Origin of the sequence: Vagococcus silagei, assembly GCF_004795745.1 — a bacterium.
Lineage (GTDB): Bacteria > Bacillota > Bacilli > Lactobacillales > Vagococcaceae > Vagococcus > Vagococcus silagei.
Window position 1 is genome coordinate 23,572 of sequence record NZ_SDGV01000004.1, and the last position, 25,083, is coordinate 48,654.

Genomic DNA, 25,083 nt, shown 5'->3' on the forward strand with positions numbered 1-25,083 from the left:
AATCATTCAACTTTAAAAGCTAAAAATCTAACTAACGTTGATTTTAAGCTTTTTTTTTACTCTTAAATAATCGATAATGATTATCATTCCTATTTAGATTATAATCACTCTAATTTAGGCTTTTTTGTGTTATACTTCAGTTAGTGGAGGGATACAAAATGAAAACATTAAAAAAATTACAAGCAAGTACTATTACAACACTAATTTGTGGGCTTTTATTAATAACTGGATTTATCCTTGAGAAAACAAATCAACCACTCTATCCAATCGTCTATATTGCAGGAATGATTATCGGTGGCTTTATTCAAACCAAAGAAGGCATTATCAGCACATATCGTGAAAAACATTTAAATGTCGATTTACTGATGGCTCTAGCTGCGATTGGCGCTGCAAGTATTCAATATTATTTTGAAGGTATTATGTTAACTTTTATTTTCGCATTAAGCGGTGCACTTGAGGACATGACGACAAATCACAGTAAAAAAGAAATCGAAGCGCTAATAAACATTCAACCTGAAACAGCCTTAAGAATTAATTCTGACAGTTCTACTTCAGAAGTAAGCGTGTCAGAACTTGAAATTGGTGATCATTTATTAGTACCAAAAGGTGGAAATATCCCAATCGATGGACTCTTACTTGATTCATTTGCAACTATCGATGAAGCAAATATCACCGGGGAATCTATTCCAATTGAGAAAGAAAGCGGTGCACACCTAATTGGCGGAACAATCAATCTAAATCACGCTTTTAAGATGGAAGTTACCGAAACAAGCGAAAACACACTTTTCAGTAAAATCATTCGCCTTGTCAATGAAGCACAAAACACACCATCAAAAACAGCTACATTTTTAAACAATTTCGAAAATATATATGTAAAAGTCATTTTAGCAATTGTCCCTCTTGCGATTTTTGTACCTTACTTCTTCTTCGGATGGAGTTTTGATCAAAGTTTTTATCGTGGTATGGTTCTTCTTGTTGTTGCATCACCTTGTGCACTGGTTGCATCTGCAACACCAGCCACATTAGCTGCAATTTCAAATGGGGCCAAACATGGAATTCTCTTCAAAGGTGGCATTCACCTTGAAGCGTTAAGTGACCTAAAAGCGATCTCTTTTGATAAGACTGGTACATTAACAAATGGAAAACCCATAGTTACGAATACATATTTTCTATCTGATGATGAAGAATTAGTAACAAAAGTTTTAGTTGCAATTGAAACAGTTAGTCAACATCCTTTGGCAACTGCAATTACATCTCATTTTAATAATCTAGATCAAAACGATTTGCTAAACACCATTCAAGTTGAAGAATTAGCAGGTGCTGGAATGCAGACAACACTTGATGGTCATCTTTGGAAAGTCGGCAAAGAAGCTTATGCCGGTAAAAATTTAACAGATAAAACACATAAAGAACAAGTAAATCAACTTCAAGAAGAAGGCAAAACAGTTATCTTTATTTCTAAAGATGATCAAGTCAAAGCTTTTCTAGGGTTACTTGATATTCCTAAAACCGAAGCTGCCGAAACAATTCAATACTTTAAAGATAATCACATTCAAACTGTCATGTTAACTGGTGATAACAAAAAAACAGCGATGGCTGTAGCCAATACACTACAAATCGATCAAGTAAATGCAGAATGTTTACCGGCACAAAAAACTGAATTTATTATGGAACAACGTAAAAACGTGGGAACCAATATTATGGTCGGCGATGGCATTAATGACGCGCCCGCTCTTGCAAATGCAACTATTGGGATAGCTATGGGACAAGGAACAGACGTTGCCATCGATGTTGCAGATATCGTTTTAATGAAAAGTAATTTGGCCCATTTAGCATATTCGCATCAATTAGCTAAAAAATTCAAAAAAATAGTTGCCCAAAACATTATTTTTTCAATGTCCGTTATTCTAATTTTAATTGCCAGCAATTTCTTGCAAGTTATCAGCTTACCCCTTGGCGTTGTTGGTCATGAAGGCAGTACAATTCTAGTCATTTTAAACGGGCTACGCCTTTTAAGACCTGTAAAAATAACTAAATAATTAAATGAAGTTTTCACTTTTTCATTGCAAACTCAAGCCCCATTCTGTATAATAAGAATGTTGAATTATGTTTGAGAAATCAAATATAAAGTCTATGTCGGAGGTGAGAAACAAATGCCAAATATTGAATCAGCAATCAAACGTGTTCGCACTAACGAAAAAGCTAACGAAGCTAACTCAGCTAAATTAAGCAAAATGCGTACAGCGATGAAAAAATTCGAACAAGCAGTTGAAGCTAACGCTGACAACGCTCAAGAACTATTAGTCGCAGCTACAAGAGAAATCGATGTAGTTTCTGCTAAAGGATTAATTCATCAAAACAAAGCTAACCGTGAAAAATCTCGTTTAGCAAAAAAATTAGCTAAATAATAAAAACTTGATGAGGTGTTTTAATTAAACACGATTCATCAAGTTTTTTTATTTACACTTTTAAGACAAAGAATTCAAATAATAAATCCTTATCCATTTGACCTGTCTTGATTAAGTAATCATTTTCAATTAATTGATCAAAAGAGGCGCCTATTTTACTTAAAGGGATATTTCGCACTTCTTGATAAGCTAATTTTATACGATAAGGATGTATTTTTAATACATCAACCATATTACTTTGCTGATATTGAATGCTTTGTAGCATCTTCACTTGTAAAAACAAACGAAATTGACTAATCAGAATCGCATTAATCTTAATCGTATCCTCACCTTGCTTTAACAAATCTTGATACAGCCTCAAAGCGAATTCTTTCTGGCCCGTCATAATATATTTAATCATATCAAAAATATTATGTTCCAGTGATTTCGGAACGAGTGTAATAACTTCATCTAGTGAGATTTGCTTTGTCTCGGCAGAATAAAGAAATAATTTTTGCACCTCGTTCATTAACTTAGAAATATCATAATCACACAAAAATAATAACTCTTTAAAAGCAGAGCCTTCAATTCCATACCCTTCGTCAGCAATTAATTGAGCTAGATAGTTTTCTGTCGCTTTTTCTGAGAGCGGGCTGACATCAATAATAGTCGAATTCTTTTTAAGTAACTTAACAATCTTCTTACGCTCATCGAATTTTTCATACGAATGAATAAAAACTAATGTCGTCTGTTCTGTTGGCGCTGTTAAATAAGCTGTCAGTTCATCTAAATTTTGCTCAAATTCCGTTTTCTTCTTTTCTGCTGTAAAAAAATAGGGATGATCAATCACAACTAATTTATGATCACCAAAAAAGGGAACTGATTGTGCTTCCTCAATAGCCGTACTGATTGATGTATCATTCATATCAAAGCGTATGTAATTAAATTCCTCGTCTTCTGTTTCAAACAGTGATTCCTTTAACGCTGCCAACAATTTTTTAATTAAAAAATCTTGATCTCCTTTTAGAACATAAACGTCTGAAATCTCACCTTTTTTTATTTTATTAAGTTCTTTTTCAATTGACATTGACATAAACTACCTCGTTCTACTCATTTATTTTATTGTTTGAATCTTAAATTTAATTTCCCCAAAGCCCAACCATTTTAAATAGATCATTCCTTGGCTGTCTGTTCGATATGTTTGAATCTGATAGTCTAGGTAAGTATTTATGGTTTCTAGACTAGGATGTCCATATCGATTTTGTAAACCACAAGATATCCAAGCATAATCTGGACTTACCACTTCAATAAAGTCAGCAGTTGATGATGTCTTACTCCCGTGATGGCCACTTTTAAGTATATCACATTTTAAAACTTCCGGAGATGTGTGTTGTAATAGGTTTTGCTCGCCAGTTACTTCTAAATCTCCCATTAACAATAATGATTGTGAGCCAAAAGAATACTTTAATACTAAAGAATCGTCATTCCCTCCGTCACCTTTTTTCATAGGATAAAGACATTGCATTGTCCCAAAACAACTTTTAATTTGAGCACCTTTTCTCCAAGTTTTTTGGCAATGCTCAAACCCCTTTAAGTACGCTTTAAAACTTTGAGCACATAAAGTTCCTTCAGTTGTGACAAGTTCCTTAATTGTAAAAGCTTGCCCTATTTGTTGTAAATTTCCACAATGATCTTCATGAGCATGCGTAATAAACAAGTTATCAATTTTTGAGACGCCCTGACTCTTTAATAATGGAATCAACGCCTTATCTGCATCTTCAAATTTTATCTTTGGTTGACGCCAGTCATCCTTCTCAAACTCTCGTCTCCCACCCACATCAATCACATAGACGCGATGGTGGAATGGTTCTACGATTAACATTGCATCTGCTTGCCCCACATCAACTGATGTCACAATACCCAAAGGATTATAATACTTAAATCCACTTAAACTAAAAAATACAATTACTGCAAATAATACAAGACTTTTCTGAGTACCTCCAACAATAATGCGATAGAGAATCCACCATTGAAGGCTAATCATCACCAACATAAGTAAATCAGGTGGTTTTCCAACAACAAAATGAAGAAAAGGAATTTTTGTAGCAATTAAACCTAAAGTTTGAATTGGTTGCAAGAAAAATTCTAAAATTAGCGATACATCTAAACCTGTTGTGACAAAGATAAAAAAATGAGCCGTCACAGCTGGAAGCACGCCTGTTAAAAAAATTGGTAATAGTATAAAAGAACCCACCATTGATAATAAATGCCATTCATAAAAATAGTACCAAATCAAAGGGAGAGATAAAAATGACAAAATCACATTGAGTTGAAAATTTTTACGCCATCTCTTTTCATGTCTGGATTGGTTAAAACATACCATCACAATGATAAATGATAAGTAATATGAAAATTGTCCTCCAACAGTCAGCAACACTCTTGGATTTATTAATGTGTGTAAACCTAAAGTAAGTGACCAACAATCACTTTGGCTTAATCTTAAATTCTTTTTTCGGTTCACTTGTTTCACACCTGTAAGTAGACTAGCTCGTACAATGCCAATCGCAAAACCTGACATGACCACAAAGAACAGCAAACAAAAGTATTCTAAAATTTTCTCTGTCTCATGCGTAATACCGACTCTTAAAACACAATAGCGAAATACTTTTAGAAAAAAGTACAAATGCATACCTGATAAACTAAAAATATGGATCAAGCCTAAGTGCGCCCATTGTTTAATTTCTAAACCAGCCTCTTCCGATTTATATCCAAATAAAAAAATATTAGTGTAGTAACGTGTTAACGGTGCCTTAATTTTTTCACAACATAGTATCCCTTTTCGCCTCAATAGTTGTAAACTCTTTACCGGATGGGTTAACATGTTTATTTCTCGATCACTAATGGCATCAATATGAATAATTTTCAGTTTATTTTTAATTCCATGGCTTGCAAAAAAACGTTGTTGATTAAAGCCATGCAAATTTCGAGTTTCTTCAATTGTTTGTGCTTCAAATTTGCACCTTAAGACAATTTGATTTTGACACTTCTCAAAATATTGTTTTTCCTCTTCTGTTTTGAGGTAATACGAACACTTAACTTTTTGTCTGGTTGATAACTCTTTTCCAATAAAGCTAAGATAATCACCACTTATTTTGATAGAATCCATCTGCACGTCAACGTTTATAATTTCTGCATGCATTTCAATTTTTTTATCGAAATAGGTAAAAAGAATACAAAAAACAAAACCTATAAAAATTGCACTAAAAGAAAGATAGGTCAAAAATTTTTTTTTGCCAAATACTAATCTAATAAAAAGGAGTAGCACCCCAAAAACAAGATAATAATTAACACCAAAACACAACAAAACGCCAATTTCAAAACCTATAATTGGAAAAAAATAAAAGCCTTTTAATTTAGTCAGCCATGAATAATTCATCATTCCCGAATGGAAATTCGGCAAAATATTCTTTTGAAAGTTTTACTTGTTCAACTGTCGCTCCCGCTTGTTGTATCAAGCGAATCGCATATTCATCATTATGATAATCTTTAAGATAATAAATCTTTTTTATTCCAGCTTGAAGAATCATTTTCGTACACTGTAAGCAAGGAAAATGTGTGACATAAATTTCAGCTTGGTCTGTTTTCACACCAAACTTAGCACATTGCAAGATAGCATTCATTTCCGCATGAATCGTGCGTACGCAATGGCCATCAACGACAAAACAACCCTCATCGATACAATGAACATCACCACTCACTGACCCATTATATCCGCCTGCAATAATTCGTTTATCACGAACTATTGTAGCCCCTACAGCTAGTCTAGTACATGTACTCCTAAGAGATAGTAGCACACTTTGCCCCATAAAATATTGATCCCAAGGTATTCTTTTAAAACTCATCCATTTTACCAACTTTCTATATTTCTATCTGTCTTACAGTTTAATCGATTGTTTCAAACTTTCAAAGGTTTTATCGCCAATTCCTTTCACTTTTTTTAAATCGTCAATGACTTTAAATGATCCATTTGCTTCACGAAACTCAATGATGGCCTCTGCTTTTTTCTTTCCAATTCCATTAACAGTTTGTAACTCTTCTAAATTCGCAGTATTTAAACTTACTTTTTTATCTCCCTTGTCTTCACTTGAATCTTCTGAAAAGTTACTTTCTGTAGGAGAGTGATTCAATTTTTCTTTTGGTAATGTCTCTTCACCTTTCTTATAAACATAAACAATCATTTGATCCTTTAATTTTTGTGCATAATTAAGTCTTGTCAAATCTGCCTCTTTAGTCACACCACCACCTAATTCAATAACATCAAAAACTCGCATATCATCTTTAAATGGATACATACCAGGATGATTAATTGCACCTTTAAGATCAACATAACCGCCTTCTAATTCCTTTGTTGCTTGCTCAAGTGTCATTTTGGTCTCAGATTGTTGCTGCTGTGTGATACTTGATGATGTGAAGCTGAGTGTAGGCTCACTTTCAACGGTTATCTCTTTAAATTTTAAGATGACCCCACAAATAACCAAAATCAATATCAACAAACCAAGACCTATTTTTCGATAATGCTTTTTTACTTCTATTACTAATTGTTCCAATACTGTTTTCCTTTTTTGTTTCTTTTTCTTCATCTCAAGACCCCCTTTAATTCTAGATATGTAAGTGAGTAAATTTAATTTTAAAAAGTGGATTATTTTACAAAACTTAATGTTTTTCGTACAATTAATATAATGATTAAGCTAGTAAAGATGGTTTTTTATGAAGAAAGTCGTTCTAGTTTTCAGTATGATTATTATCATTTTTATTCCGATATCTAATGCATTACGTATGGCTTTTTTAAGCTTACTTTTCTTTTACCTTGTCTATGATATTGGGATAAAAAAAATTTAGCCCTTGCAACAATGGTTAGAAAACCTCAACAACCAACTGAGCAAGATACAATAAATGGTCAAGTTACAGCATTTATCATGCTCATCCTTGCAATCAGTCTTATCATCTTTTCCATTTATATATTTTTATCCCCTTAAAAAAATAAGGGCGCACAGAGTTTTGAACTCCATGCGCCCTTATTTTAGGCTTATTTTTATTTATTCTTTTTAAGTGCCTCAATCGCTTCATCAAAAGTCTTCACAGGAATTACTTTAATGCGCAAATGATTTTTCGCGACACTCTCAAGTGCTTCTTCATAATTTGATTGTTGTTTTTCCTTATCTTTATCAGACAACTCTGGTGCTAAAAATAATGTTGCACCAGCGTCTTCAGCAGCGACAACTTTTTTATCAATCCCGCCAATTTGTCCGATATTACCCTCAGCATCAATCGTGCCGGTTCCAGCTATCACCTGTCCATTAGTTAAATCAATATCAGCAAGCATCCCATACAATTCTAAACTAAACATCAGCCCGCCTGAAGCTCCACCGACGTCTTCTAGATTGAAGTTTATTTGTTTTTCCGTCTTAAACGTGACATCGTTCATTAATGAAATACCTATACCAGGTTTTTTCATTCCTTCTAATTTTACTAATTTACCACTTGCTTTTAAAGATTCATGATTACGCTCGAACTCAATTTTTACAGACTCTTTAGGTTTAACTTGTTCAAGTACTTTTTTTAAATCTTCACCATCTGTCACTTTTTTACCATTTGCGGCAACAATCAAGTCACCTACTTCAAGTTCTTCATAAAATGCTGAATCAGGACTTATCGCCATAATTTTAACCCCTTTTGATATCTTTTCAAAAGGATATTTAGCTTTCGTCAAAACGAGTTCTAAAGCAGACTGCTGTGAATTTTGCATCGACATTGCCTGCTGTTCATCATAATTCTGAATTGAAGTTCCACCAATTAATTCTTTTTTTGAATAGATTGATGCATTAGGGTCACCAACCGAGCGAATCAAGTTTAAAAGAAAACCCGGTTCCAATGCCACTGTAGTCATTAAATATTCGCCTTCAAAATCATCTCGTTTACCGTCAATCGTCACAATATTGCGTGTTTGCTCCGCTGTTCCTGGAACTTCTACAAAGTATGGTAGTGGAATCATTAAACCTAATAGTAAGATAACGATCAAAATCAGACTCCGTTTTCGATACTTATCTTTATTACTTTGATTCATATCCTAGCCCAACTTTCTTCTTAATGCTTGCTCGACATTTTCAGGAACAAAATCGGTTATTTTCCCTCCAAATTTTGCAACTTCTTTAATCATAGTTGAGCTAATACTACTATATTTTTCATCTGCTAGTAGGAAAACAGTATCAATGTCAGGAGCTAGATTTCGATTCATAAAAGAAATACTTTTCTCATATTCAAAATCTTGATTGTTGCGAATACCGCGAACTAGAAAATTAGCATGATATTTTTGGGCAACTGTCACGGTTAATTGATTCACTTCGGCAACAACCGTTACATTATCAAGCTTTTTTATTGCTGTTTCGATTAAGTCTACTTTCTCTGAAACACTAAATAATTCTTTCTTACTCGTGTTCGTTGAAACAACAATATAAACATGATCAAACATCAAACTGGCACGTTCTACAGTATTAAAATGTCCATTAGTAAAGGGATCAAAACTTCCTGGAAAAATGGCCTGTCGTTTAGTCATTTAAATCAACCTCCCACAAACGATAAATCGTTACTTTAGTTGTACCGTATTCTTGCGTTTTTACCTTTTCTACTCCAGCTATCACATCTGGGAGTTCCACATCTGCATCAGTCTCACAAATAATCGTCGCACGATCATTTATTAAGTCATGGGCAATCACCCACTCAATGTCATCAACAATTATTTGCTTCGCATAAGGAGGATCTAAAAAGACCATGTCTAATTTGACTTTTTTTGACTCAAGAAAAACTAACCCTTTACGAGCATCCATTTTTTTGACAGTAAACTTCTTAGGTGCCTTGGTTAATTTGATATTTTCATTGATAACTTCGATTGCCTTAAAATGATTGTCAAAACAGTAAGCATGTTGACAACCTCTTGAAATTGCTTCAATGGCTAAATTCGCACTACCACTATATAAATCTAATATCACTTCATCTTCAAAGTATGGACCTATCATATTAAAGATCGACCCTTTAATTTTATCACTCGTCGGTCGGGTATTATCACCTTTCAGGGAGTTTAGTTTTCTGCCCTTAAATTCACCTGCTATGACTCGCATGCTCTCACTCCTTAAAATTCAATAGCTTTATTATAGCAAAAATCCTAAAAAAAAAGCATCTCTCTCACAAAAAACACCTGAGAAAGATGACTTTTATTAATCATTAAATTCTGCTAACTTAATTTCTGTATTTTGTTCTTCAAATTCAATCGGTTCATTTTCAGCAAACTTATCTTTATTGCCCAAACGATTGTTAAAATTCATATTTATATCAGGACGATATGATAATTCAACTTGACGCACGAAAAATAATTTCTCTAATTTTTCTTTTGTCATTTCAGCATCAACATCATCGACATAGATTACAATGTACTTCATTTTACGTGACACATAATGAATATAACCAAACTTACGTAACTGCTTTAATTGTTTTAAGCTATAGACCCAAACAATAATTGCGCGTCGTTTCGTTTCAGATAATTCAATGATTTCTTGATTTTCACTTTCACTTAACATGACAACTACCTCCGCATCCTCTACTTGCAAATTCAAAAAATGGATTGCCGGCATCAACTTTTATCTCTTTCGAAATACTTTGAGATAAATCTAACGCAATATAGTCTAGAACATTTTGTAGTTCTGTCTCAGAAATTTTAAATTCAGAAATAAGTGGATGTGTGTCCACTTGACGTTTAATTTTTCTTAATTCACGTCTTTTTTCTTTAAAATCAGGGGCAAATTTTCCATATTTAGAAACTTGTTCAAATTTATCATTTGCACGTTCTAGTGCAATCACTAGTTTATCAACATCATGATTCTCTTCAAGACTAGTGTAATGCTTTAAATAATCTTGTGTCAACTGTGATTTTTCTAAACTATCGACAACGTTCAATACGGCATCTTCTAATTCAAACAATTGTTCATCATATATCATTCGTTGATTTCACTACTTTCTGTTGTTGCTTTATTTTTTTCTTCTGGACTTAGTACGACTAAGAGTTTCGTTTTATTGAATGAAACACCCATTTTTTGACTATGTTCACTTACCAACTGCTCATGATAGAATCGATTGCCGTAAAAACTCACAATCAAACTTGGCACATCAAAGATTGGATAGTAAAAATAGACTGAGCTTTTTTTATCTAGATTTCCGAGTTCAGTAATTTTTTTAGTTTCATCTGGATTAAAAGAAAAAGATTCAATCGCATCTTCTTGTTTTTCAATATTTTTCCAAGCTTCTAAACGCGATCCTTTTAAGACTTTACTTGGATCGGTTACAAATGAATCTAAGCTTACATCTGCTTGGTGCGACATTGCTGATACTTCATAAAAAGAATGATGTTTATCACGTTGACTTAATAAGCGCATTAGATATTTAAAATGCTCTAAATTATCGCGATCAACCAAATCCCAATTGCCAATTAGTTCGAGTTCATCATTTATTAACGATGAATTCATAACTTGATTGGCAAACATCTCTAGTAATGACCGCTTATCTAAATAGCGAACCGCAATTAATTCACCTGTTTCCTGATTAATATGCAGATTGGCAAAACTATTATTGTTAAATGCAACAATTGGCCGGTAATTCATATCTTCTTCAGTTAATTCAAGTTGGTAACTTTGATCACCATATTCAACTGTAAAATTTGAAAAGACGGTTGTAATCTCAGAAATATCAGCTAATGTCATGCCAATTTTGAATGGTTCAGTGTCAATATCCGTTCCAATAGCAAAAACATCAGAAACAACATGATCCTTAATACCAAATTCAAAGGCATTTTTTAAGTCTGTTCCTACAACATACCATTGTACGCCCAAAGTTGACGTCCATTTTTTCTTCGCTTCAGGAAACTTAGCTAATACTTCTTTTTCTGTCATCCCAATTAAACGTGATAATCCAGTTGAATTAAGCTCATGATAAGGAATTGAAGTAGGTTTAACACGTAAATCATTGATTGAATAATCAATATCTCGAACCGGCTTATTTCGAGAAGATAGAACAGGTTTAGAGTAGATGCCGATTGTCACCACAATTAGACATAATAAAAATGCAGCTACTCGTTTGCCCAAATTTTTCATCATCTACTCACTTCCCTTAAACTAATCTTCCAATTCGATTAATAAATCATTCGTTAAAATTGGATCTTCTTTTTGAACTAAGACTTGTTTCACTTTACCACGACGAGTTGCATGAATGGTTGTTTCCATTTTCATTGCTTCTGTTATTAATAAAACATCGCCTTCTTCAACCACATCACCAACTTTAACCAGTACATCAAGAATCGAACCTGGCATTGTGGCACCAATATGTAAAGGATTCGTTGGTTCTGCTTTTGGTTTAATAATGACTTGCGATTTAATATTTTGGTCTTTGACATTCACTTCCCGGCGTTGACCATTTAAATTAAAGAATAAAACACGGTTTCCTTCTAGATCAGGTTCACCAATTTCATCAAGCGTAATGATCAGGGTTTTACCTTTTTCAATTCTAACTTCGATTGTTTCGCCTAAACGCATTCCATGGAAGAACGTTGGTGTATCCAGTAATTCAACATCACCAAATGCTTCATAACTTTTTGTATAATCTAAGAAGACTTGCGGATACATTAAATAGCTAATTACTTCTAAATCATTTGGATGATAGCCAGTTAATTCAGCCATTTCTTGTTTGACTTTTTCAAAATCAACTGGTGCAGCTAAACTTCCTGGGCGCACATCAATTGATGGTTTACCGTTCAAGATAATATCTTTTAATTTTTCAGGGAAACCACCTGTTGGTTGACCCAAATCTCCTTGGAAGAAACTGATAACTGATTCTGGATAGTTTAATTCGCGACCATGATCGTAAATATCATCAACTGATAATTCATTTTGAACCATAAATAAAGCCATATCTCCTACCACTTTTGATGAAGGAGTTACTTTAACAATATCACCAAACATTTGATTAACTGTCGCGTACATCTCTTTGACTTTACTCCATAAAGACTCTAAACCAACGGCTTTAGCTTGTTGTTGTAAGTTTGTATATTGGCCACCTGGCATTTCATGTTTGTAAACTTCAGTCTGTGCTGCTTTGATACCATTTTCAAATGGTTGATAGAAGTCACGGACATCTTCCCAATAATGATTAATTTCTTGGACATTATTGATATTAATTGTTGGTGTCCGTTCGCCATTTTTCAAGGCAAAGAATAAACTACTCATACTTGGTTGACTTGTCGCCCCACTCATTGCACTCATTGCCACGTCCACAATATCGACACCTGCTTTTGTTGCAGCAGAGTATGTAATAATACCATTTCCAGCAGTATCGTGTGTATGCAAATGAATTGGTGTGTCAACTGTCGCTTTCAATTCTGTGATTAAGTGAAATGCTGCTTGTGGTTGTAGTAAACCAGCCATATCTTTAATCGCAATAATATGAGCACCCATGCTCTCTAAATCTTTTGCCATTTGCTTATAATAAGCCATATTGTATTTAGGACGGCTCGGATCTAAAACATCTCCAGTATAACAGATAGTTGCTTCAGCAATTTTGCCTTCATCACGAACATACTGAATACTTTTTTCGATTTGAGGTAACCAATTTAAGCTGTCAAAAATTCTAAAGACATCAATTCCTTCACGAGCTGCTAAATGAATAAACTCTTTTAAGACATTATCCGGATAGTTTTGGTAACCAACTGCATTTGAACCTCTAAATAACATTTGGAATAAAGTATTTGGCATTAATTTACGCAATTTACGCAAACGAACCCATGGATCTTCATTTAAGAATCGATAGGCAACATCAAATGTTGCACCGCCCCACATTTCGGCAGAGAATAGCTCTGGTAATGCTTGATCTGTTTGTTGCGCAATTCGTTTTAAATCACTTGTTCTGACACGTGTCGCTAACAAACTTTGATGAGCATCTCTAAATGTCGTATCAGTCATTAACACTTCATCTTGATTTTTAATCCATTCCACAACTGCTTCTGGTCCTTTTGTATCTAAAAGTTGTTTAGGACTAATTTTAACTGAAGCTGGTTCTAAATCTATTGGCAAGCGCGCTTCATTAAAATGACGTTTTTCTGATTTTTCAATACCTGGGAACCCATTAATTGTCACTTCAGAAATATACTTCATTGTTTTATTACCGCGGTCCCTAACACGTGGGAAAATAAAGAGTTCCGGTGTGTTGTCAATAAATGTTGTTGAAATTTCTCCACCTTTGAATGCTGGGTGATCAATCACATTGGCTAAGAAAGGAATGTTTGTCTTCACACCACGAATTCTAAATTCACATAAAGCACGTGTCATTTTTTGAATCGTGTGTTCGAAAGTTAAAGCATGTGTACATACTTTAACTAGTAGTGAGTCGAAGTAAGGTGTAACGACTGCTCCAGAGAACGCATTACCGACATCCAAACGAATACCATAGCCACCTGGTGAACGATAAGTATCAATTTTCCCAGTATCTGGTAAAAAGCCGTTTAATGGGTCTTCTGTTGTAATACGACATTGGATTGCGTATCCGTGGAGACGAATTTTTTCTTGCACAGGAATCCCTATCTCACGATGTAAGTCTTTTCCCATCGCAATTTGTAACTGACTTGTCACAATATCAACATCTGTAACCAATTCAGTAATCGTATGCTCAACTTGAACACGTGGATTGACTTCGATAAAGTAGATATTTTCTTTTTCTACTAGAAATTCAACTGTACCAGCATTGACATATCCTACATGTTTCATCAATTTTACTGCTTGTTGACAAATTTTTTGACGTAATTCTTCAGAAATTGAAACACTTGGTGCAACTTCAACAACCTTTTGGTGTCGTCTTTGGACTGAGCAATCTCTTTCAAATAAATGGACAACATTGCCATGTTCGTCCCCTAGGATTTGAACTTCGATATGTTTTGGATTTTGAATATATCTTTCAACATAAACTTCGTCATTACCAAAAGCAGCCTTCGCTTCACTTTTAGCACGATTGAAGCCTTCTGCAACTTCTTCTTCACTATGAGCGATTCGCATACCACGTCCACCGCCACCAAGAGAAGCTTTAATCATAATTGGGTAACCAAATTCATCTGCAAACGCCATTGCTTCAGCAACTGTTTCAATTGGTCCGTCTGACCCTGGAATTGATTGAACACCTGCCGAAATTGCAGCTTCTTTGGCTTTGATCTTATCTCCAAAAATATCAAGATGATGTAATGACGGTCCAATAAAAATTAAACCTTCTTCAACGCAACGTCTTGCGAACTCAATATTTTCAGATAAAAAACCATAACCAGGATGAATGCCATCAACGCCACTTTCTTTAGCAATTCTAATAATATCTTCGATATCTAGATAAGCATCTATTGGTTTTTTTCCTTTTCCAACTAGATACGCTTCATCTGCTTTAAAACGGTGAACGGAGCGGTCGTCCTCGGCAGCATATATCCCAACTGTCTTAATGTTCAATTCAGAACACGCTCTAAATATACGAATGGCGATTTCACCACGATTTGCTACTAATACTTTTTTCATTCGACAACCTCCTATTAATTTAAGTCACGATAACCTTCATACAAATCATCTTGCGCTTCTTTTTCTTTTTGTTTTTCCGCTTCTTCTTGAAGACGACGACTTTCTTCTAATTGCTGTGTGTAGCGCATTTTTCTTTCATCCGCACTGATATTCAATGCTAGACCCACACCAACTGAAAGAGTAATCAAACTTGAACCACCTTGACTTAAGAATGGAAAAGTAACACCTGTTAGTGGAATAATTCCCGTAATTCCCCCAACATTGACAAAAGTTTGAATCAGAAGTAATCCCGCAATTCCGATACAAAGCATTGAGTTAAATGAATTTTTTGATTTAATACCGACTAAGAAGATTCTTAAAATCATAAACATTAAAACGCCTAAAATACCGATTGCTAAAATAATTCCCAGTTCTTCAATCACGATTGAGAACATAAAATCTGTATGCGCTGCAGTTAAAAAGCCTTTTTTCTGAATACTATTTCCAATTCCCAAACCAAACCAGCCACCATTTTTCATTGCATAGTATGAATTGACCATTTGATGGCCATCACCTAATGAATCAACAAACGGATCTGAGAATGTTCTGAAACGTTGATAAACGTATTGTAAGCGAGCCGGAAAAAGCTTTTCACCAAAAACAGCAATAAATTGAATTAAGCCAATTGAGGCAATAGTGCCAATTCCAATTCCAAGAATCGTATAGTAATAATTAATACCACTCGCTAAAAACATAATAAAAGCTAATAAAATTAAAATGACCGCACCTCCAGTGTCAGGTTGGATAAGTACGCTTAAAATCATCCCACCCACAACTAGAAACGGCATTTTTATGACACCTTTTAAATCTGTCTGAATACTATCTTGACGTGACGAAAAAACATATGCTAGATACCAAATTTGGACAATTTTTAAAAACTCTACTGGCTGAATCGTGATTCCAGCAATACTAATCCAGCCATCAGCACCCCCACCGTGAACACCCAATGGCGTAAATTTGGTGAGCAATAAGATTAAAATCATGATGGCAACGGAAAACTTGATTAATTTATAACTTTTAAAAACATCTGTTTTCAATTTATAAATAAACAGAATTGCAATGATGCCTACAATAAAAAATAGAGCTTGCTTGATTGCATAATCTGCAGGATTTAATCCTTTTGAAGCTAAGTGCGTTGAACTTGCACTGTAAACCATGATAATACCTAAAACAGATAAAAATAAATATGGAATTAAAATGCCATAATCTAAATAAACTCTCTTCTTAATCTTTTTTGGCACCCTAGTCATTCCTTTCAACTTTATCTTTTTGTTCATCATAAACATCACTATAGAGTTGATTTAGTTCTGTTTCTAATTCTAAAATTAAGGTCTGACTTTCCTTACGATTGATCACACCAATATGTTGTGCAAATTCTAATTGTTTTGAAAACCCAAACATTTGCGTATCCACAACTTCTTCAAACGCTTTACATTGCGAGATACACTCATAATTGCGTTGATTTTTAATTAAATTTTTTATTTTTTCCGCCTCAACGTTAATTACATCTAAGGCATCTTGTCTCGAAATTTCTAACACGACATAGCCCTCCTTCATTGTGTTTTATTATAGCACAAAGTACCCTTGAGTCTCCAACGATTTTCAGTACTATTTAAGACTTCTTGATGAATTACTATTTCGTTCTTTTTAACTGTTAAACAAAAAAGCAGTTGAAAGAAATTACCACAAAGGGATTTCTTTCAACTGCACTTATAATTTAGCTAATTAGTTTGCTTCTGAATATAAAGTATTTACAACATCCCAATTTACGACATTAAAGAATGCGTCAATATAATCAGCTCTCACATTACTATATTTTTTATAGTATGCATGTTCCCAAACATCAATTCCTAAAATTGGTGTTTTGCCTTCTGATAATGGTGAATCTTGATTTAATGTTGCCATTACTTCTAATTTACCATCATTGACAACTAACCAAGCCCAACCTGAACCAAAACGACCTAATGCTGCTGCTTTAAATTGTGCTTTAAAGTCTTCAAAACTACCAAATGCACTTTCAATGGCACCTTTAACAGCTCCAGTTGGTTCACCACCAGCATTAGGTCCCATAATATTCCAAAAGAATGTATGGTTAGCATGTCCACCGCCATTGTTTTGAACAGCCATGCGAATGTCTTCTGGAACTGCACCTAAGTCAGCGACTAATTCTTCTACAGATTTTGAACCTAATTCAGGATGTTTTTCAATTGCTGCATTTAAATTTGTTACATAAGTATTGTGATGTTTATCATGATGTAATTTCATTGTTAATTCATCAATATGTGGTTCTAAAGCATCATATGCGTATGGTAATTCTGGTAATGTGTATGTCATAAAAATTCCCTCCGAATTGTGTTAAATTGTTTTGACACTCTTAATATAGCATCTAATATCTAGAAAAACAAAAAATCGGCTCAGCTACACTGTATTCTTGTCACGCCATATAAAAAGAGTTACAATACTATGAGTATCTATTTTCGAAAGGAGATCTACATGAAAACATTTTTTAATGTCATCGGCTACACCATTAAGAAGCCAGACGAATTTATTCAATTTTCAAAACGAACTTGGGGGAAAGTCATCGGTTATGTTTTTCTTCTTTCACTCATCTTGAGCTTACCCCTCATTTATCAATCAATTGAAATTGCGCAAACTTTTAAAAAGGATTCAAATGAGATTATTAAAAAAATCCCTGAATTTGATATAAAAGACGGCAAATTAAATCCAAAAAATTATGAAGAAGGTTTCGTCTACCAAACAGATTCAATTGTCTTTACTTTTGATCCTGATAATAAACGAACACTTTCTGACATCCAACAAGATCAAATGGGCCGAGCGTTACCAATTGCGCTGATGGACAAACAAATTGTCCTTGTGTTACCTCAATCTAGTAGCGCCACAGATGTTGTTGATACTAAGACATTCACATTCCCATATGCTTCAATTCCAAAACATGATTCCTTTAATAAAGAATCGTTAACCAAAATTGTGAATAGTCGTGTGAATATCAACGTCTTTATGTCTGTCATCATCGTGACGTCGCTCTTCATGATGTTTGGAAGCTTTATCTTTTCAACTTTCTTTTTAACGTTACTAGCAAATATTTCTAACAAATTAACGTTAGTTCCATTAAAATTTTCAGAGACTTTTAAAATTTTAGTTTATGCTTCAACTTTACCAGTCGTTGCAGCAACAATCCTAAGTTTTATCTTCCCAACATTACCTGCTTCTTCACTAGTCAGTGGCGTGACAATTCTATTATTCTTTATGATTCAAAATACGATTCGTCCACGTAAAGTTAAATAAAACAAAGCAACCTTATCCTGATTTAAGTTATTAATCAATGATAAGGTTGCTTTTTATTTATAAAAATAAGTCGGTTCATTTGATTCCGGATTAAGATCAACTGCTAAGGTGTAGTCATTGAAAAACCAATCATCACCCTGTTCAGTAAAATAGTGAATATCATCTTTTACCATTTCATCTCGAATGCGCTCTGGCTCGACAACGGTAATTCCTGTTGAAAAACCAACATGAACGTTTGTCGCCCCACCGTATTTCCCAAAAATTCGAACCGCCGCACCTGGTTCTAACTCTAATTCATCGATAAACCATTGATGTGCTTGGTCAGATATCTTTAATGTCATAATTAATGCGCCTCCAAAACTGATTTTATAAGTATATTTTACCATAAATAAAATAAAGCACCGAGCAATCTGCTCAATACTCTACATCGTGAACTTCTGATTTCTTTAAATTCCTCATAAAAAAATGGACAGATGAATCTCATTTGATTCACCAGCCCATTTTATACATCATTAATTCATTTGGTTATCTAAGAAATCAACATCTTGATTGTTACCAACAACAAGTAAGACATCGTCTTCTAAAATCATTTGATTTGCAGGAGGAGAGACAATTAATTCATGTTTACCTCTTCTAATTGCAACAATCGTTAAATTATAGTGGCGTCTAAAATTAACACCTTCAATCGTTTGATTAAAGAATTTTTTAGCAGTTACTTTCACTTCAGCTAATGAGTAATCCTCTGACAGTTCAATAAAGTCTAACATCGTATTAGATGTTAATTTATGGGCAATTCGGACACCCATATCCCGTTCAGGATGGACCACAAAATCTGCCCCTACTTTCTCAAGGACACGCGCATGATATTCATTTTGGGCTTTTGCTGTAATTCGAGGTACGCCCATTTCTTTTGCCATCAAAGTCACAAGAATACTTGCTTGAATATCTTCACCTATCGCAATAATGACGTGATCAAAGTTTCTTAAGCCTAATGATCTTAAGGTTGTTTCATCTTGAGCGTTAGCTACAACAGCATGTGTTGCTATATTCATATACTCATTGACACGATCCTCACAACTATCGATGGCCAATACTTCTTGGTCTGATTCAACAAGCGTGCGACAAACACTACCACCAAATCGTCCCAGTCCAATGATCACAAATGATTTTCTCATATTGATTTCTCTTCTTTCTAAACTTATTTTACAATGCCATGCTTAAAGGCATAAATTGCAGCCTGTGTTCGATCTTCAACATCTAATTTCGATAAAATATTCGACACATGTGTTTTCACTGTTTTTAAAGTGATAAATAACTCATCCGCTATTTCTTGATTGCTCTTACCTTCAGAAATCAATAACAAGATTTCTTTTTCTCGATTTGTTAAATCTTCATGTAAGATATGTTGCTTCGGTTGTGTTAAACGTGCCATCATTTTGTTTGTTACTTCTGGTTCAAGCACTTTATTTCCTTCATATGCAGAACGAATAGCGTTAGCAATATCTTTTGCTGAAGATGTTTTTAACAAATACCCTGCTGCACCCGCTTCTATTGCAGGATAGACTTTTTCATCATCAATAAAACTTGTGACAATGATAATTTTAGCTTCAGACCATTCGCTTAAGATTTTCTTCGTTGATTCGATACCATCCATGACATCCATCACTAAATCCATTAAAATCACATCCGGTCTTAATTCCATGGCTTTATGGTATCCATCCAAACCATTATCTGCTTCACCAACGACTTCAATATCTGCTTGAATCGACAAATATGATGATACTCCAAGTCTAACCATTTCGTGGTCATCAATCAAAAGAACTTTAATCATCGTATTCTTCCTCCTCAATAATTGGAACCTTGATTTCAATACTTGTACCTTGCCCTTTAAAACTAATAATGCGACAAGTTCCACCAATGCTCGCAACCCGTTCCTTAATATTATTTAAACCATAACTGCCTATTTTTTTCTGATCCATATCAAAACCAACACCGTCATCGACAACACGTAGTTGAATATTTTGATCCATTCGTTTGAGGTAAACTTCTAAAACATCTGCTTTCGCATGTCTTAATGTATTAGAAAGTAATTCCTGTACGATTCTAAATAAATTGTCTTCAATATTGGTTTGTGTTTTGATATCTTCCAAATCCCAGACAATTTCGATTTTTATCTTTGTTTGTAATTCTCTTAACAGTAATTCGATACCTTGTTTAATTGATTTTTCTTCGAGGTTTATTGGTCTTAAATGAAGCAGTAGCGCTCTCATCTCTGACTGTGAAGTATTGATAATGTCACTGATCATTAACAGTTGACGACTAACAACCTCGGGTACTTCTGTTTCTGCAACAATCTCATTCAAAGTCGAAAGCATCATTGTTGCGGCAAAGAGTTGCTGACTAACTGAGTCATGTAGTTCTCTCGCGATTCGATGACGTTCTTCACGAATGATTTCCTCCTTGGTTTCACCTTCAACCAAACGAGGCAAACTATTGAGTTCCTGTAATTCTTTGGTCATCTCTAATATTTTCATGCGAATCAATTCAACATCTCTTAAAATCGATTGATCCATTAAATCAATATCCATTTTTTCTAATTCGCGGTGCTCATAGTGTCCCAATGCCATTAACCGGACTTGTTCTTCAATTTTGCCGTATTTTCTTGCATCTAGAACAAATAAGATACTCATAAAAATTCCACTCACAACAAGCGAGATTAAGATGACATAAATAATAATCGGGATACGAAACATTTGTGTGCGAACCAATTCAAGCACCCATTTAGTTTGCTGTTTGGCATAAAAATAAGTATAGAGCGTTAGAATTAGTACAATGAACGTTAAAATAAACGCATAAAAGAAATACAGGGGACGACTATTTTTATTCATCATACCCTAATCACCTCAATATCACCAAACAGTGTATTCGTTAAGATTTTTAACTTACGATTTGCAACATCATATTCTTGACTGTACATTTTCACCGCTTCATTCTTCAAACGTAAATGGCTGTCTTCAAAAGTGACTTCACCCATCATGGTTGTATGTTCCAACATGATACCAATACCTGTAGGAACTAAAATTCTCGTTTTACCAAAACCCTTACGAACAATAATAACATTTTGGTCTTTAGGTAATAAGGTATTACCTAAATCAACGATGGTATCACCAGAAAATGCTGTGATATTGATATCATCCCATTCATATGTATCATTACCAAATCGTTGTGTACCTATTAGAGGTCTTTTAAATCGTTTACCAGCTTTGGATTCACTCGCCGTTGTTTTAACAATAATCATTTGTTTTTTCGACCAAGGTGTATTTTCAAACAAGCTAATACCTGAAACTTCAACCCCTTTAAGGCCAACGAACAGAACCGCAACAACCAACATTATCCAAACTGCTGGGATACTAAGTGAACAAAGTGCCAAGACAATTAAACTAACGATACTTTGAAAATGATTAAATGATGTTCGATATTGTTTCTTTATTACGTATGCTACATTGAATAAAGCGAAAATTGCTAAGAAAAATATTGGCAAATTACTCAACATTTGGTAAAGTGCCCATATCATTAACAAGAGTTCAACCACTATGAAGAAATTCCAAGAGCTTTTATGCATGAGTTGATAACTCCTTTACTTTAATATATCTACTTATTATAGTATACCGTTTATGAAACATTTTTAAAACTTCAAAAGACGGAAACTTTTCTAGGTCTAAAGACCTAGTTTTATAGCTATCAGCTCGTTTAATAAGCAACACCCATGAACAAGTCATTAAAGATTTGTTCATGGGTGTTAACTTGTATTCTAAAATGAATTTTAAAATCAAAAATTGCTTATGAAATTTTTTGAATTTTTACTTCCATATCTCCACCAGGTGTACTGATTGTAACCACTTCATTTAATTTATGGCCTAATAAGGCTTTGGCAATTGGTGAGTCATTAGAAATTTTTCCTGAGAACGGATCTGCTTCGGCACTACCAACGATTGTATATTCTTCTTCTTCACCATCTGGTAATTCTGTGAAAGTTACAGTGTGACCTAATGATACTGTTCCTTTATCATTATTATTGTCAATAATTTGTGCAAAACGAATCATATTTTCTAATGTTGTAACACGTCCTTCAACAAAAGCTTGTTCGTCTTTTGCAGATTCATATTCCGAGTTTTCAGATAAATCTCCAAAACTACGTGCTATTTTAATTCTTTCAACGATTTCTTTTCGTTTAACAGTTTTAAGTTCTTCTAGTTCAAGTTCTAATTTTTGTTTACCTTCTAAAGTCATTGGATATACTTTTTCCATGAGTTTCACTTCTCCTTAAAAATAAATCATTTTGTTTATCCGTTATAGATAAACGAAATAGCTTTTCCGGCCAACTCGCCAGAAAAGCTCTTTCAATACATGAAACAGATTAGCATGTAAATAACAAAATGTAAATAACTATTTTTCTTTTCAAAAAATAACCATTAATTTTTATTATCGATATATTTAGCTTTCAATTCTAAATGTTCTTCGTAATTATTTGCATAGTAAACTTTTCCAGTCGAAACATCTGCTAAGAAGTAGATGTAAGTATTTGGTTCTGGATTTAATACCGCTTGGATTGCTTGCTCACTCGGATTATTAAATGGTCCTGGTCCAGTCCCTTTATTGATATACAAGTTATATGGTGAGTCTACTTGTGTATCTTTATTTGATAGATGGACTTTATGTGTTTCTAATGCATATAGGATTGAAATATCTGATTGCAGTGGCATATCGGCTTCAATACGATTAAAGAAGACTTGCGCAATCTTACGACGATCCATTTCTTTAACTCCTTCTTTTTCAACTAAAGAAGCAATTGTTAAAGTTTGTTGTACAGTTAATTGTTTTTCTTTCATTGATGGATAAAGTGGTGTTAAGACTTCATTCGTTTTACCCACCATTTGCTCCACTAATTTTTCTAACTTCATGTCCTTATAATAATTATATGTAGCAGGGTAAAGATAGCCTTCTAAATGATATCTTACATCTTTGGCCTCTTTGGCACTTGTTAGCATATCAGGATATTTCTCTACCATTTGATTAAAGAATTTATCATCTTTCATCAAGTTAGAGAAATCATCTTTTTTAAATTTCGTTTTTTCAGAAAGAAGTTTTCCAATTTGATCAATTGAATATCCTTCAGGAATCGTAATTTTTGCATCAGCCAATTCTTGTGCCTCGGCTGTTCCACCTTGTTGAAGATTATCCGCAATTGTTTCCAAACTCATACTTGGTGACATTTGATAGAAACCTGCTTGGAAATTAGAAAGGTTATTGGCTTTAACATAGTAAGAAAAGACCATGCCATTTTTAATGACCTTCTTTTCCTCTAAGATTTGACCGATTTTTTTACTACCACTTCCAACTGGAATTTCAACTTGAATTAATTTTTTACTAGATGAGTCCAAAGGTTGCAAGCTTGATTTGATAAAACCGTAAACACTAATGCTCGCAATCACTGCTGTCAGTAATAATAAGCTTACAACTATTAAGACAACTTTCTTAACAGCTTTATTTTCTTTTTGTCTCTTATCATATTTTTTTCGACGGTATTTCTTACGAGATGATTCTTTTAAATCCTCCGTTACTGTCTTATCTTCCGACCCTTCACTTTCAGTCAACATCTCTGATGTTCTTACGTTCAAGTGTTCATTGAAATTTTCATTATCTTTTGTCAAAAAAGGGCCCTCCTTATCTTTTTATATTAATTGACTCTACTTATTATACATGATTATCTTTAAAAACCAACCTAATCTCGGAATTTTTTTAACAAATTTAGTTATTTATTATCTATAAATGGACTATCTTTTTGAATTAATATTAGCTACAATGAAGACACTTGCAAAATGAAAGGATGTTTCCATGTCAAATTTACCAAATTGTCCAAAGTGCCAATCTGAATATGTTTACGAAGATGGCGCGTTACTTGTTTGTCCAGAGTGTGCCCACGAGTGGAATCCAAATGACAGTCAAACAGAGACTGATACATTTATCGTTAAGGATGCCAATGGCACATTACTTCAAGATGGCGATAGTATCACGATTATCAAAGACTTGAAAGTTAAAGGCGCTCAAAGTGCACTTAAACAAGGAACAAAAGTTAAAAATATCCGCTTGATTGATGAAGATCACAACATTGATTGTAAAATTGATGGTTTTGGTCCAATGAAATTGAAATCGGAATTCGTCAAAAAATTATAAACGATTAAACAAGGTCATTTTAAAATTGACCTTGTTTTTTTATCAATTAGTTTACAGGTCTTTATTTTCAAATATATTTGTAATAATTTGAAAAAATAGTTATCTATTAAGGTACAACTCTTGTCAGAATTCGCCGATTTCATGAGCATGTAAACAAATATGGGGGGACAAATGGGGGAACGAGCCTAATTCTTTCCTTATTCCTTGTGAAACAAAATAAAAAAACGTCGAGTTATCAACGTTTCAGTGTAAGCCACCTGTCGGATTTGAACCGACGACCCCCACCTTACCATGGTGGTGCTCTACCAGCTGAGCTAAGGCGGCAATTTAAATTACATATTGTATATTACCGATTCACATCACAATTGTCAATACTACAATCCGAAATATTGCAGTACTGGTCTTTAATCGGACGACGCTACCTTGACGATGATCTAAAATTGAATATCAATAACAGATGAACAAAATCGTTC

At 34.0% G+C, this 25,083-nt stretch carries 26 protein-coding genes and 1 tRNA gene; 5 read left to right on the forward strand and 22 right to left on the reverse strand.

All coding sequences use genetic code 11. The features are described 5' to 3' along the window. The first annotated feature begins 158 nt into the window (after positions 1-158). Positions 159-2,039: a heavy metal translocating P-type ATPase gene (locus tag ESZ54_RS01595; protein ID WP_136135926.1), complete on the forward strand. Its 1,881-nt coding sequence runs from the start codon at positions 159-161 to the stop codon at positions 2,037-2,039. 114 nt (positions 2,040-2,153) lie between these two features. Beyond that, the gene (gene rpsT / locus ESZ54_RS01600; RefSeq protein WP_136135927.1) at positions 2,154-2,408 is read left to right on the forward strand and encodes a 30S ribosomal protein S20; all 255 of its coding nucleotides are present in this window, start codon (positions 2,154-2,156) and stop codon (positions 2,406-2,408) included. Positions 2,409-2,460: 52 nt separating this feature from the next. On the opposite strand, the gene holA is transcribed toward rpsT, so the two are convergent. The 4 genes from holA to ESZ54_RS01620 all read right to left on the reverse strand — a co-directional run bounded on the left by holA (position 2,461) and on the right by ESZ54_RS01620 (position 7,027). Next, positions 2,461-3,480, reverse strand: coding sequence for a DNA polymerase III subunit delta (holA, locus tag ESZ54_RS01605; protein ID WP_239433722.1), 1,020 nt, complete (start codon positions 3,478-3,480; stop codon positions 2,461-2,463). Positions 3,481-3,501: 21 nt separating this feature from the next. Beyond that, the gene (locus tag ESZ54_RS01610) at positions 3,502-5,586 is read right to left on the reverse strand and encodes a DNA internalization-related competence protein ComEC/Rec2 (protein ID WP_162615060.1); all 2,085 of its coding nucleotides are present in this window, start codon (positions 5,584-5,586) and stop codon (positions 3,502-3,504) included. Positions 5,587-5,800: 214 nt separating this feature from the next. Further along, entirely contained in the window at positions 5,801-6,289 is a 489-nt protein-coding gene (locus ESZ54_RS01615) for a ComE operon protein 2 (protein WP_136135929.1), read from the reverse strand. Positions 6,290-6,322: 33 nt separating this feature from the next. Continuing rightward, positions 6,323-7,027, reverse strand: a complete 705-nt coding sequence (locus ESZ54_RS01620; protein WP_136135930.1) for a helix-hairpin-helix domain-containing protein — start codon at positions 7,025-7,027, stop codon at positions 6,323-6,325. Positions 7,028-7,154: 127 nt separating this feature from the next. Between ESZ54_RS01620 and ESZ54_RS12735 the strand changes: the two genes are divergently transcribed. Further along, positions 7,155-7,286, forward strand: a complete 132-nt coding sequence (locus ESZ54_RS12735) for a hypothetical protein (protein WP_275426532.1) — start codon at positions 7,155-7,157, stop codon at positions 7,284-7,286. A gap of 193 nt (positions 7,287-7,479) precedes the next feature. Here ESZ54_RS12735 and ESZ54_RS01625 read toward each other — a convergent pair whose 3' ends face one another. The 10 genes from ESZ54_RS01625 to ESZ54_RS01670 form a co-directional block, all read right to left on the reverse strand. Further along, the gene (locus ESZ54_RS01625) at positions 7,480-8,511 is read right to left on the reverse strand and encodes a SepM family pheromone-processing serine protease (protein ID WP_136135931.1); all 1,032 of its coding nucleotides are present in this window, start codon (positions 8,509-8,511) and stop codon (positions 7,480-7,482) included. A gap of 3 nt (positions 8,512-8,514) precedes the next feature. After that, complete coding sequence (coaD, locus tag ESZ54_RS01630; RefSeq protein ID WP_136135932.1) at positions 8,515-9,000, reverse strand: pantetheine-phosphate adenylyltransferase; 486 nt, start codon at positions 8,998-9,000, stop codon at positions 8,515-8,517. Then, entirely contained in the window at positions 8,993-9,562 is a 570-nt protein-coding gene (gene rsmD / locus ESZ54_RS01635) for a 16S rRNA (guanine(966)-N(2))-methyltransferase RsmD (RefSeq protein ID WP_136135933.1), read from the reverse strand. Before rsmD ends, coaD begins: the two co-directional genes overlap by 8 nt. Positions 9,563-9,658: 96 nt before the next feature. Further along, positions 9,659-10,018: a YlbG family protein gene (locus tag ESZ54_RS01640; protein ID WP_136135934.1), complete on the reverse strand. Its 360-nt coding sequence runs from the start codon at positions 10,016-10,018 to the stop codon at positions 9,659-9,661. After that, positions 10,008-10,436 carry a YlbF/YmcA family competence regulator gene (locus ESZ54_RS01645; protein WP_136135935.1) on the reverse strand — a complete coding sequence of 143 codons (429 nt, stop codon included), beginning with the start codon at positions 10,434-10,436 and terminating at the stop codon, positions 10,008-10,010. The genes ESZ54_RS01640 and ESZ54_RS01645 overlap by 11 nt, the downstream gene beginning before the upstream one ends. After that, on the reverse strand, positions 10,433-11,587 hold the full coding sequence (locus ESZ54_RS01650; RefSeq protein WP_136135936.1) for a CAP-associated domain-containing protein: 1,155 nt from the start codon (positions 11,585-11,587) through the stop codon (positions 10,433-10,435). Before ESZ54_RS01650 ends, ESZ54_RS01645 begins: the two co-directional genes overlap by 4 nt. A gap of 18 nt (positions 11,588-11,605) precedes the next feature. After that, positions 11,606-15,031 carry a pyruvate carboxylase gene (locus ESZ54_RS01655; RefSeq protein ID WP_136135937.1) on the reverse strand — a complete coding sequence of 1,142 codons (3,426 nt, stop codon included), beginning with the start codon at positions 15,029-15,031 and terminating at the stop codon, positions 11,606-11,608. Between the two features lie 14 nt (positions 15,032-15,045). Continuing rightward, positions 15,046-16,311 carry an FtsW/RodA/SpoVE family cell cycle protein gene (locus tag ESZ54_RS01660; RefSeq protein ID WP_136135938.1) on the reverse strand — a complete coding sequence of 422 codons (1,266 nt, stop codon included), beginning with the start codon at positions 16,309-16,311 and terminating at the stop codon, positions 15,046-15,048. Position 16,312: 1 nt separating this feature from the next. Then, positions 16,313-16,609, reverse strand: a complete 297-nt coding sequence (locus ESZ54_RS01665) for a DUF1507 family protein (RefSeq protein ID WP_136135939.1) — start codon at positions 16,607-16,609, stop codon at positions 16,313-16,315. A gap of 186 nt (positions 16,610-16,795) precedes the next feature. Next, complete coding sequence (locus ESZ54_RS01670) at positions 16,796-17,404, reverse strand: superoxide dismutase (protein ID WP_136135940.1); 609 nt, start codon at positions 17,402-17,404, stop codon at positions 16,796-16,798. Positions 17,405-17,563: 159 nt separating this feature from the next. On the opposite strand from ESZ54_RS01670, the gene ESZ54_RS01675 reads away from it, so the two are divergent. Beyond that, positions 17,564-18,376: a DUF1189 family protein gene (locus ESZ54_RS01675; protein ID WP_162615061.1), complete on the forward strand. Its 813-nt coding sequence runs from the start codon at positions 17,564-17,566 to the stop codon at positions 18,374-18,376. A gap of 53 nt (positions 18,377-18,429) precedes the next feature. On the opposite strand, the gene ESZ54_RS01680 is transcribed toward ESZ54_RS01675, so the two are convergent. The 7 genes from ESZ54_RS01680 to mltG all read right to left on the reverse strand — a co-directional run bounded on the left by ESZ54_RS01680 (position 18,430) and on the right by mltG (position 24,087). Continuing rightward, positions 18,430-18,717 (reverse strand): HesB/YadR/YfhF family protein, encoded by a 288-nt coding sequence (locus ESZ54_RS01680; protein WP_136135942.1) that lies wholly within the window; start codon positions 18,715-18,717, stop codon positions 18,430-18,432. Between the two features lie 171 nt (positions 18,718-18,888). Continuing rightward, positions 18,889-19,551, reverse strand: a complete 663-nt coding sequence (locus ESZ54_RS01685; RefSeq protein ID WP_136135943.1) for a potassium channel family protein — start codon at positions 19,549-19,551, stop codon at positions 18,889-18,891. Between the two features lie 23 nt (positions 19,552-19,574). Continuing rightward, positions 19,575-20,207 carry a response regulator gene (locus ESZ54_RS01690; protein WP_136135944.1) on the reverse strand — a complete coding sequence of 211 codons (633 nt, stop codon included), beginning with the start codon at positions 20,205-20,207 and terminating at the stop codon, positions 19,575-19,577. After that, complete coding sequence (locus ESZ54_RS01695; RefSeq protein WP_136135945.1) at positions 20,200-21,267, reverse strand: sensor histidine kinase; 1,068 nt, start codon at positions 21,265-21,267, stop codon at positions 20,200-20,202. The genes ESZ54_RS01690 and ESZ54_RS01695 overlap by 8 nt, the downstream gene beginning before the upstream one ends. After that, the gene (liaF, locus tag ESZ54_RS01700) at positions 21,264-21,998 is read right to left on the reverse strand and encodes a cell wall-active antibiotics response protein LiaF (protein WP_136135946.1); all 735 of its coding nucleotides are present in this window, start codon (positions 21,996-21,998) and stop codon (positions 21,264-21,266) included. Before liaF ends, ESZ54_RS01695 begins: the two co-directional genes overlap by 4 nt. Positions 21,999-22,216: 218 nt before the next feature. After that, entirely contained in the window at positions 22,217-22,684 is a 468-nt protein-coding gene (gene greA / locus ESZ54_RS01705) for a transcription elongation factor GreA (protein WP_136135947.1), read from the reverse strand. A gap of 164 nt (positions 22,685-22,848) precedes the next feature. Further along, positions 22,849-24,087, reverse strand: coding sequence for an endolytic transglycosylase MltG (gene mltG, locus ESZ54_RS01710; RefSeq protein ID WP_239433724.1), 1,239 nt, complete (start codon positions 24,085-24,087; stop codon positions 22,849-22,851). A 184-nt stretch (positions 24,088-24,271) separates the two neighbouring features. Here mltG and ESZ54_RS01715 point away from each other — a divergent pair, with 184 nt between their 5' ends. Beyond that, positions 24,272-24,610 (forward strand): zinc ribbon domain-containing protein YjdM, encoded by a 339-nt coding sequence (locus ESZ54_RS01715; RefSeq protein WP_136135948.1) that lies wholly within the window; start codon positions 24,272-24,274, stop codon positions 24,608-24,610. A 251-nt stretch (positions 24,611-24,861) separates the two neighbouring features. Here the strand turns inward: ESZ54_RS01715 and ESZ54_RS01720 are convergent. Then, positions 24,862-24,934, reverse strand: a tRNA-Thr gene (locus ESZ54_RS01720). Positions 24,935-25,083: the final 149 nt, after the last annotated feature.

What these genes read in the sequence shown, in the direction of transcription:
- ESZ54_RS01680 (WP_136135942.1), bottom strand. Translation starts at nt 18,717, where the DNA reads ATGACATTAAAGATATCTGACCAAGCACATCAATGGTTTATCGATGAA.
- ESZ54_RS01610 (WP_162615060.1), bottom strand. Translation starts at nt 5,586, where the DNA reads ATGCATGCAGAAATTATAAACGTTGACGTGCAGATGGATTCTATCAAA.
- ESZ54_RS01685 (WP_136135943.1), bottom strand. Translation starts at nt 19,551, where the DNA reads ATGAGAAAATCATTTGTGATCATTGGACTGGGACGATTTGGTGGTAGT.
- liaF (WP_136135946.1), bottom strand. Translation starts at nt 21,998, where the DNA reads ATGCATAAAAGCTCTTGGAATTTCTTCATAGTGGTTGAACTCTTGTTA.
- ESZ54_RS01650 (WP_136135936.1), bottom strand. Translation starts at nt 11,587, where the DNA reads ATGATGAAAAATTTGGGCAAACGAGTAGCTGCATTTTTATTATGTCTA.
- rpsT (WP_136135927.1), top strand. Translation starts at nt 2,154, where the DNA reads ATGCCAAATATTGAATCAGCAATCAAACGTGTTCGCACTAACGAAAAA.
- rsmD (WP_136135933.1), bottom strand. Translation starts at nt 9,562, where the DNA reads ATGCGAGTCATAGCAGGTGAATTTAAGGGCAGAAAACTAAACTCCCTG.
- ESZ54_RS01670 (WP_136135940.1), bottom strand. Translation starts at nt 17,404, where the DNA reads ATGACATACACATTACCAGAATTACCATACGCATATGATGCTTTAGAA.
- ESZ54_RS01675 (WP_162615061.1), top strand. Translation starts at nt 17,564, where the DNA reads ATGAAAACATTTTTTAATGTCATCGGCTACACCATTAAGAAGCCAGAC.
- ESZ54_RS01695 (WP_136135945.1), bottom strand. Translation starts at nt 21,267, where the DNA reads ATGATGAATAAAAATAGTCGTCCCCTGTATTTCTTTTATGCGTTTATT.
- ESZ54_RS01615 (WP_136135929.1), bottom strand. Translation starts at nt 6,289, where the DNA reads ATGAGTTTTAAAAGAATACCTTGGGATCAATATTTTATGGGGCAAAGT.
- greA (WP_136135947.1), bottom strand. Translation starts at nt 22,684, where the DNA reads ATGGAAAAAGTATATCCAATGACTTTAGAAGGTAAACAAAAATTAGAA.
- ESZ54_RS01625 (WP_136135931.1), bottom strand. Translation starts at nt 8,511, where the DNA reads ATGAATCAAAGTAATAAAGATAAGTATCGAAAACGGAGTCTGATTTTG.
- ESZ54_RS01655 (WP_136135937.1), bottom strand. Translation starts at nt 15,031, where the DNA reads ATGAAAAAAGTATTAGTAGCAAATCGTGGTGAAATCGCCATTCGTATA.
- ESZ54_RS01595 (WP_136135926.1), top strand. Translation starts at nt 159, where the DNA reads ATGAAAACATTAAAAAAATTACAAGCAAGTACTATTACAACACTAATT.
- coaD (WP_136135932.1), bottom strand. Translation starts at nt 9,000, where the DNA reads ATGACTAAACGACAGGCCATTTTTCCAGGAAGTTTTGATCCCTTTACT.
- ESZ54_RS12735 (WP_275426532.1), top strand. Translation starts at nt 7,155, where the DNA reads ATGAAGAAAGTCGTTCTAGTTTTCAGTATGATTATTATCATTTTTATT.
- ESZ54_RS01640 (WP_136135934.1), bottom strand. Translation starts at nt 10,018, where the DNA reads ATGTTAAGTGAAAGTGAAAATCAAGAAATCATTGAATTATCTGAAACG.
- ESZ54_RS01690 (WP_136135944.1), bottom strand. Translation starts at nt 20,207, where the DNA reads ATGATTAAAGTTCTTTTGATTGATGACCACGAAATGGTTAGACTTGGA.
- holA (WP_239433722.1), bottom strand. Translation starts at nt 3,480, where the DNA reads ATGTCAATGTCAATTGAAAAAGAACTTAATAAAATAAAAAAAGGTGAG.
- ESZ54_RS01620 (WP_136135930.1), bottom strand. Translation starts at nt 7,027, where the DNA reads ATGAAGAAAAAGAAACAAAAAAGGAAAACAGTATTGGAACAATTAGTA.
- ESZ54_RS01645 (WP_136135935.1), bottom strand. Translation starts at nt 10,436, where the DNA reads ATGATATATGATGAACAATTGTTTGAATTAGAAGATGCCGTATTGAAC.
- ESZ54_RS01715 (WP_136135948.1), top strand. Translation starts at nt 24,272, where the DNA reads ATGTCAAATTTACCAAATTGTCCAAAGTGCCAATCTGAATATGTTTAC.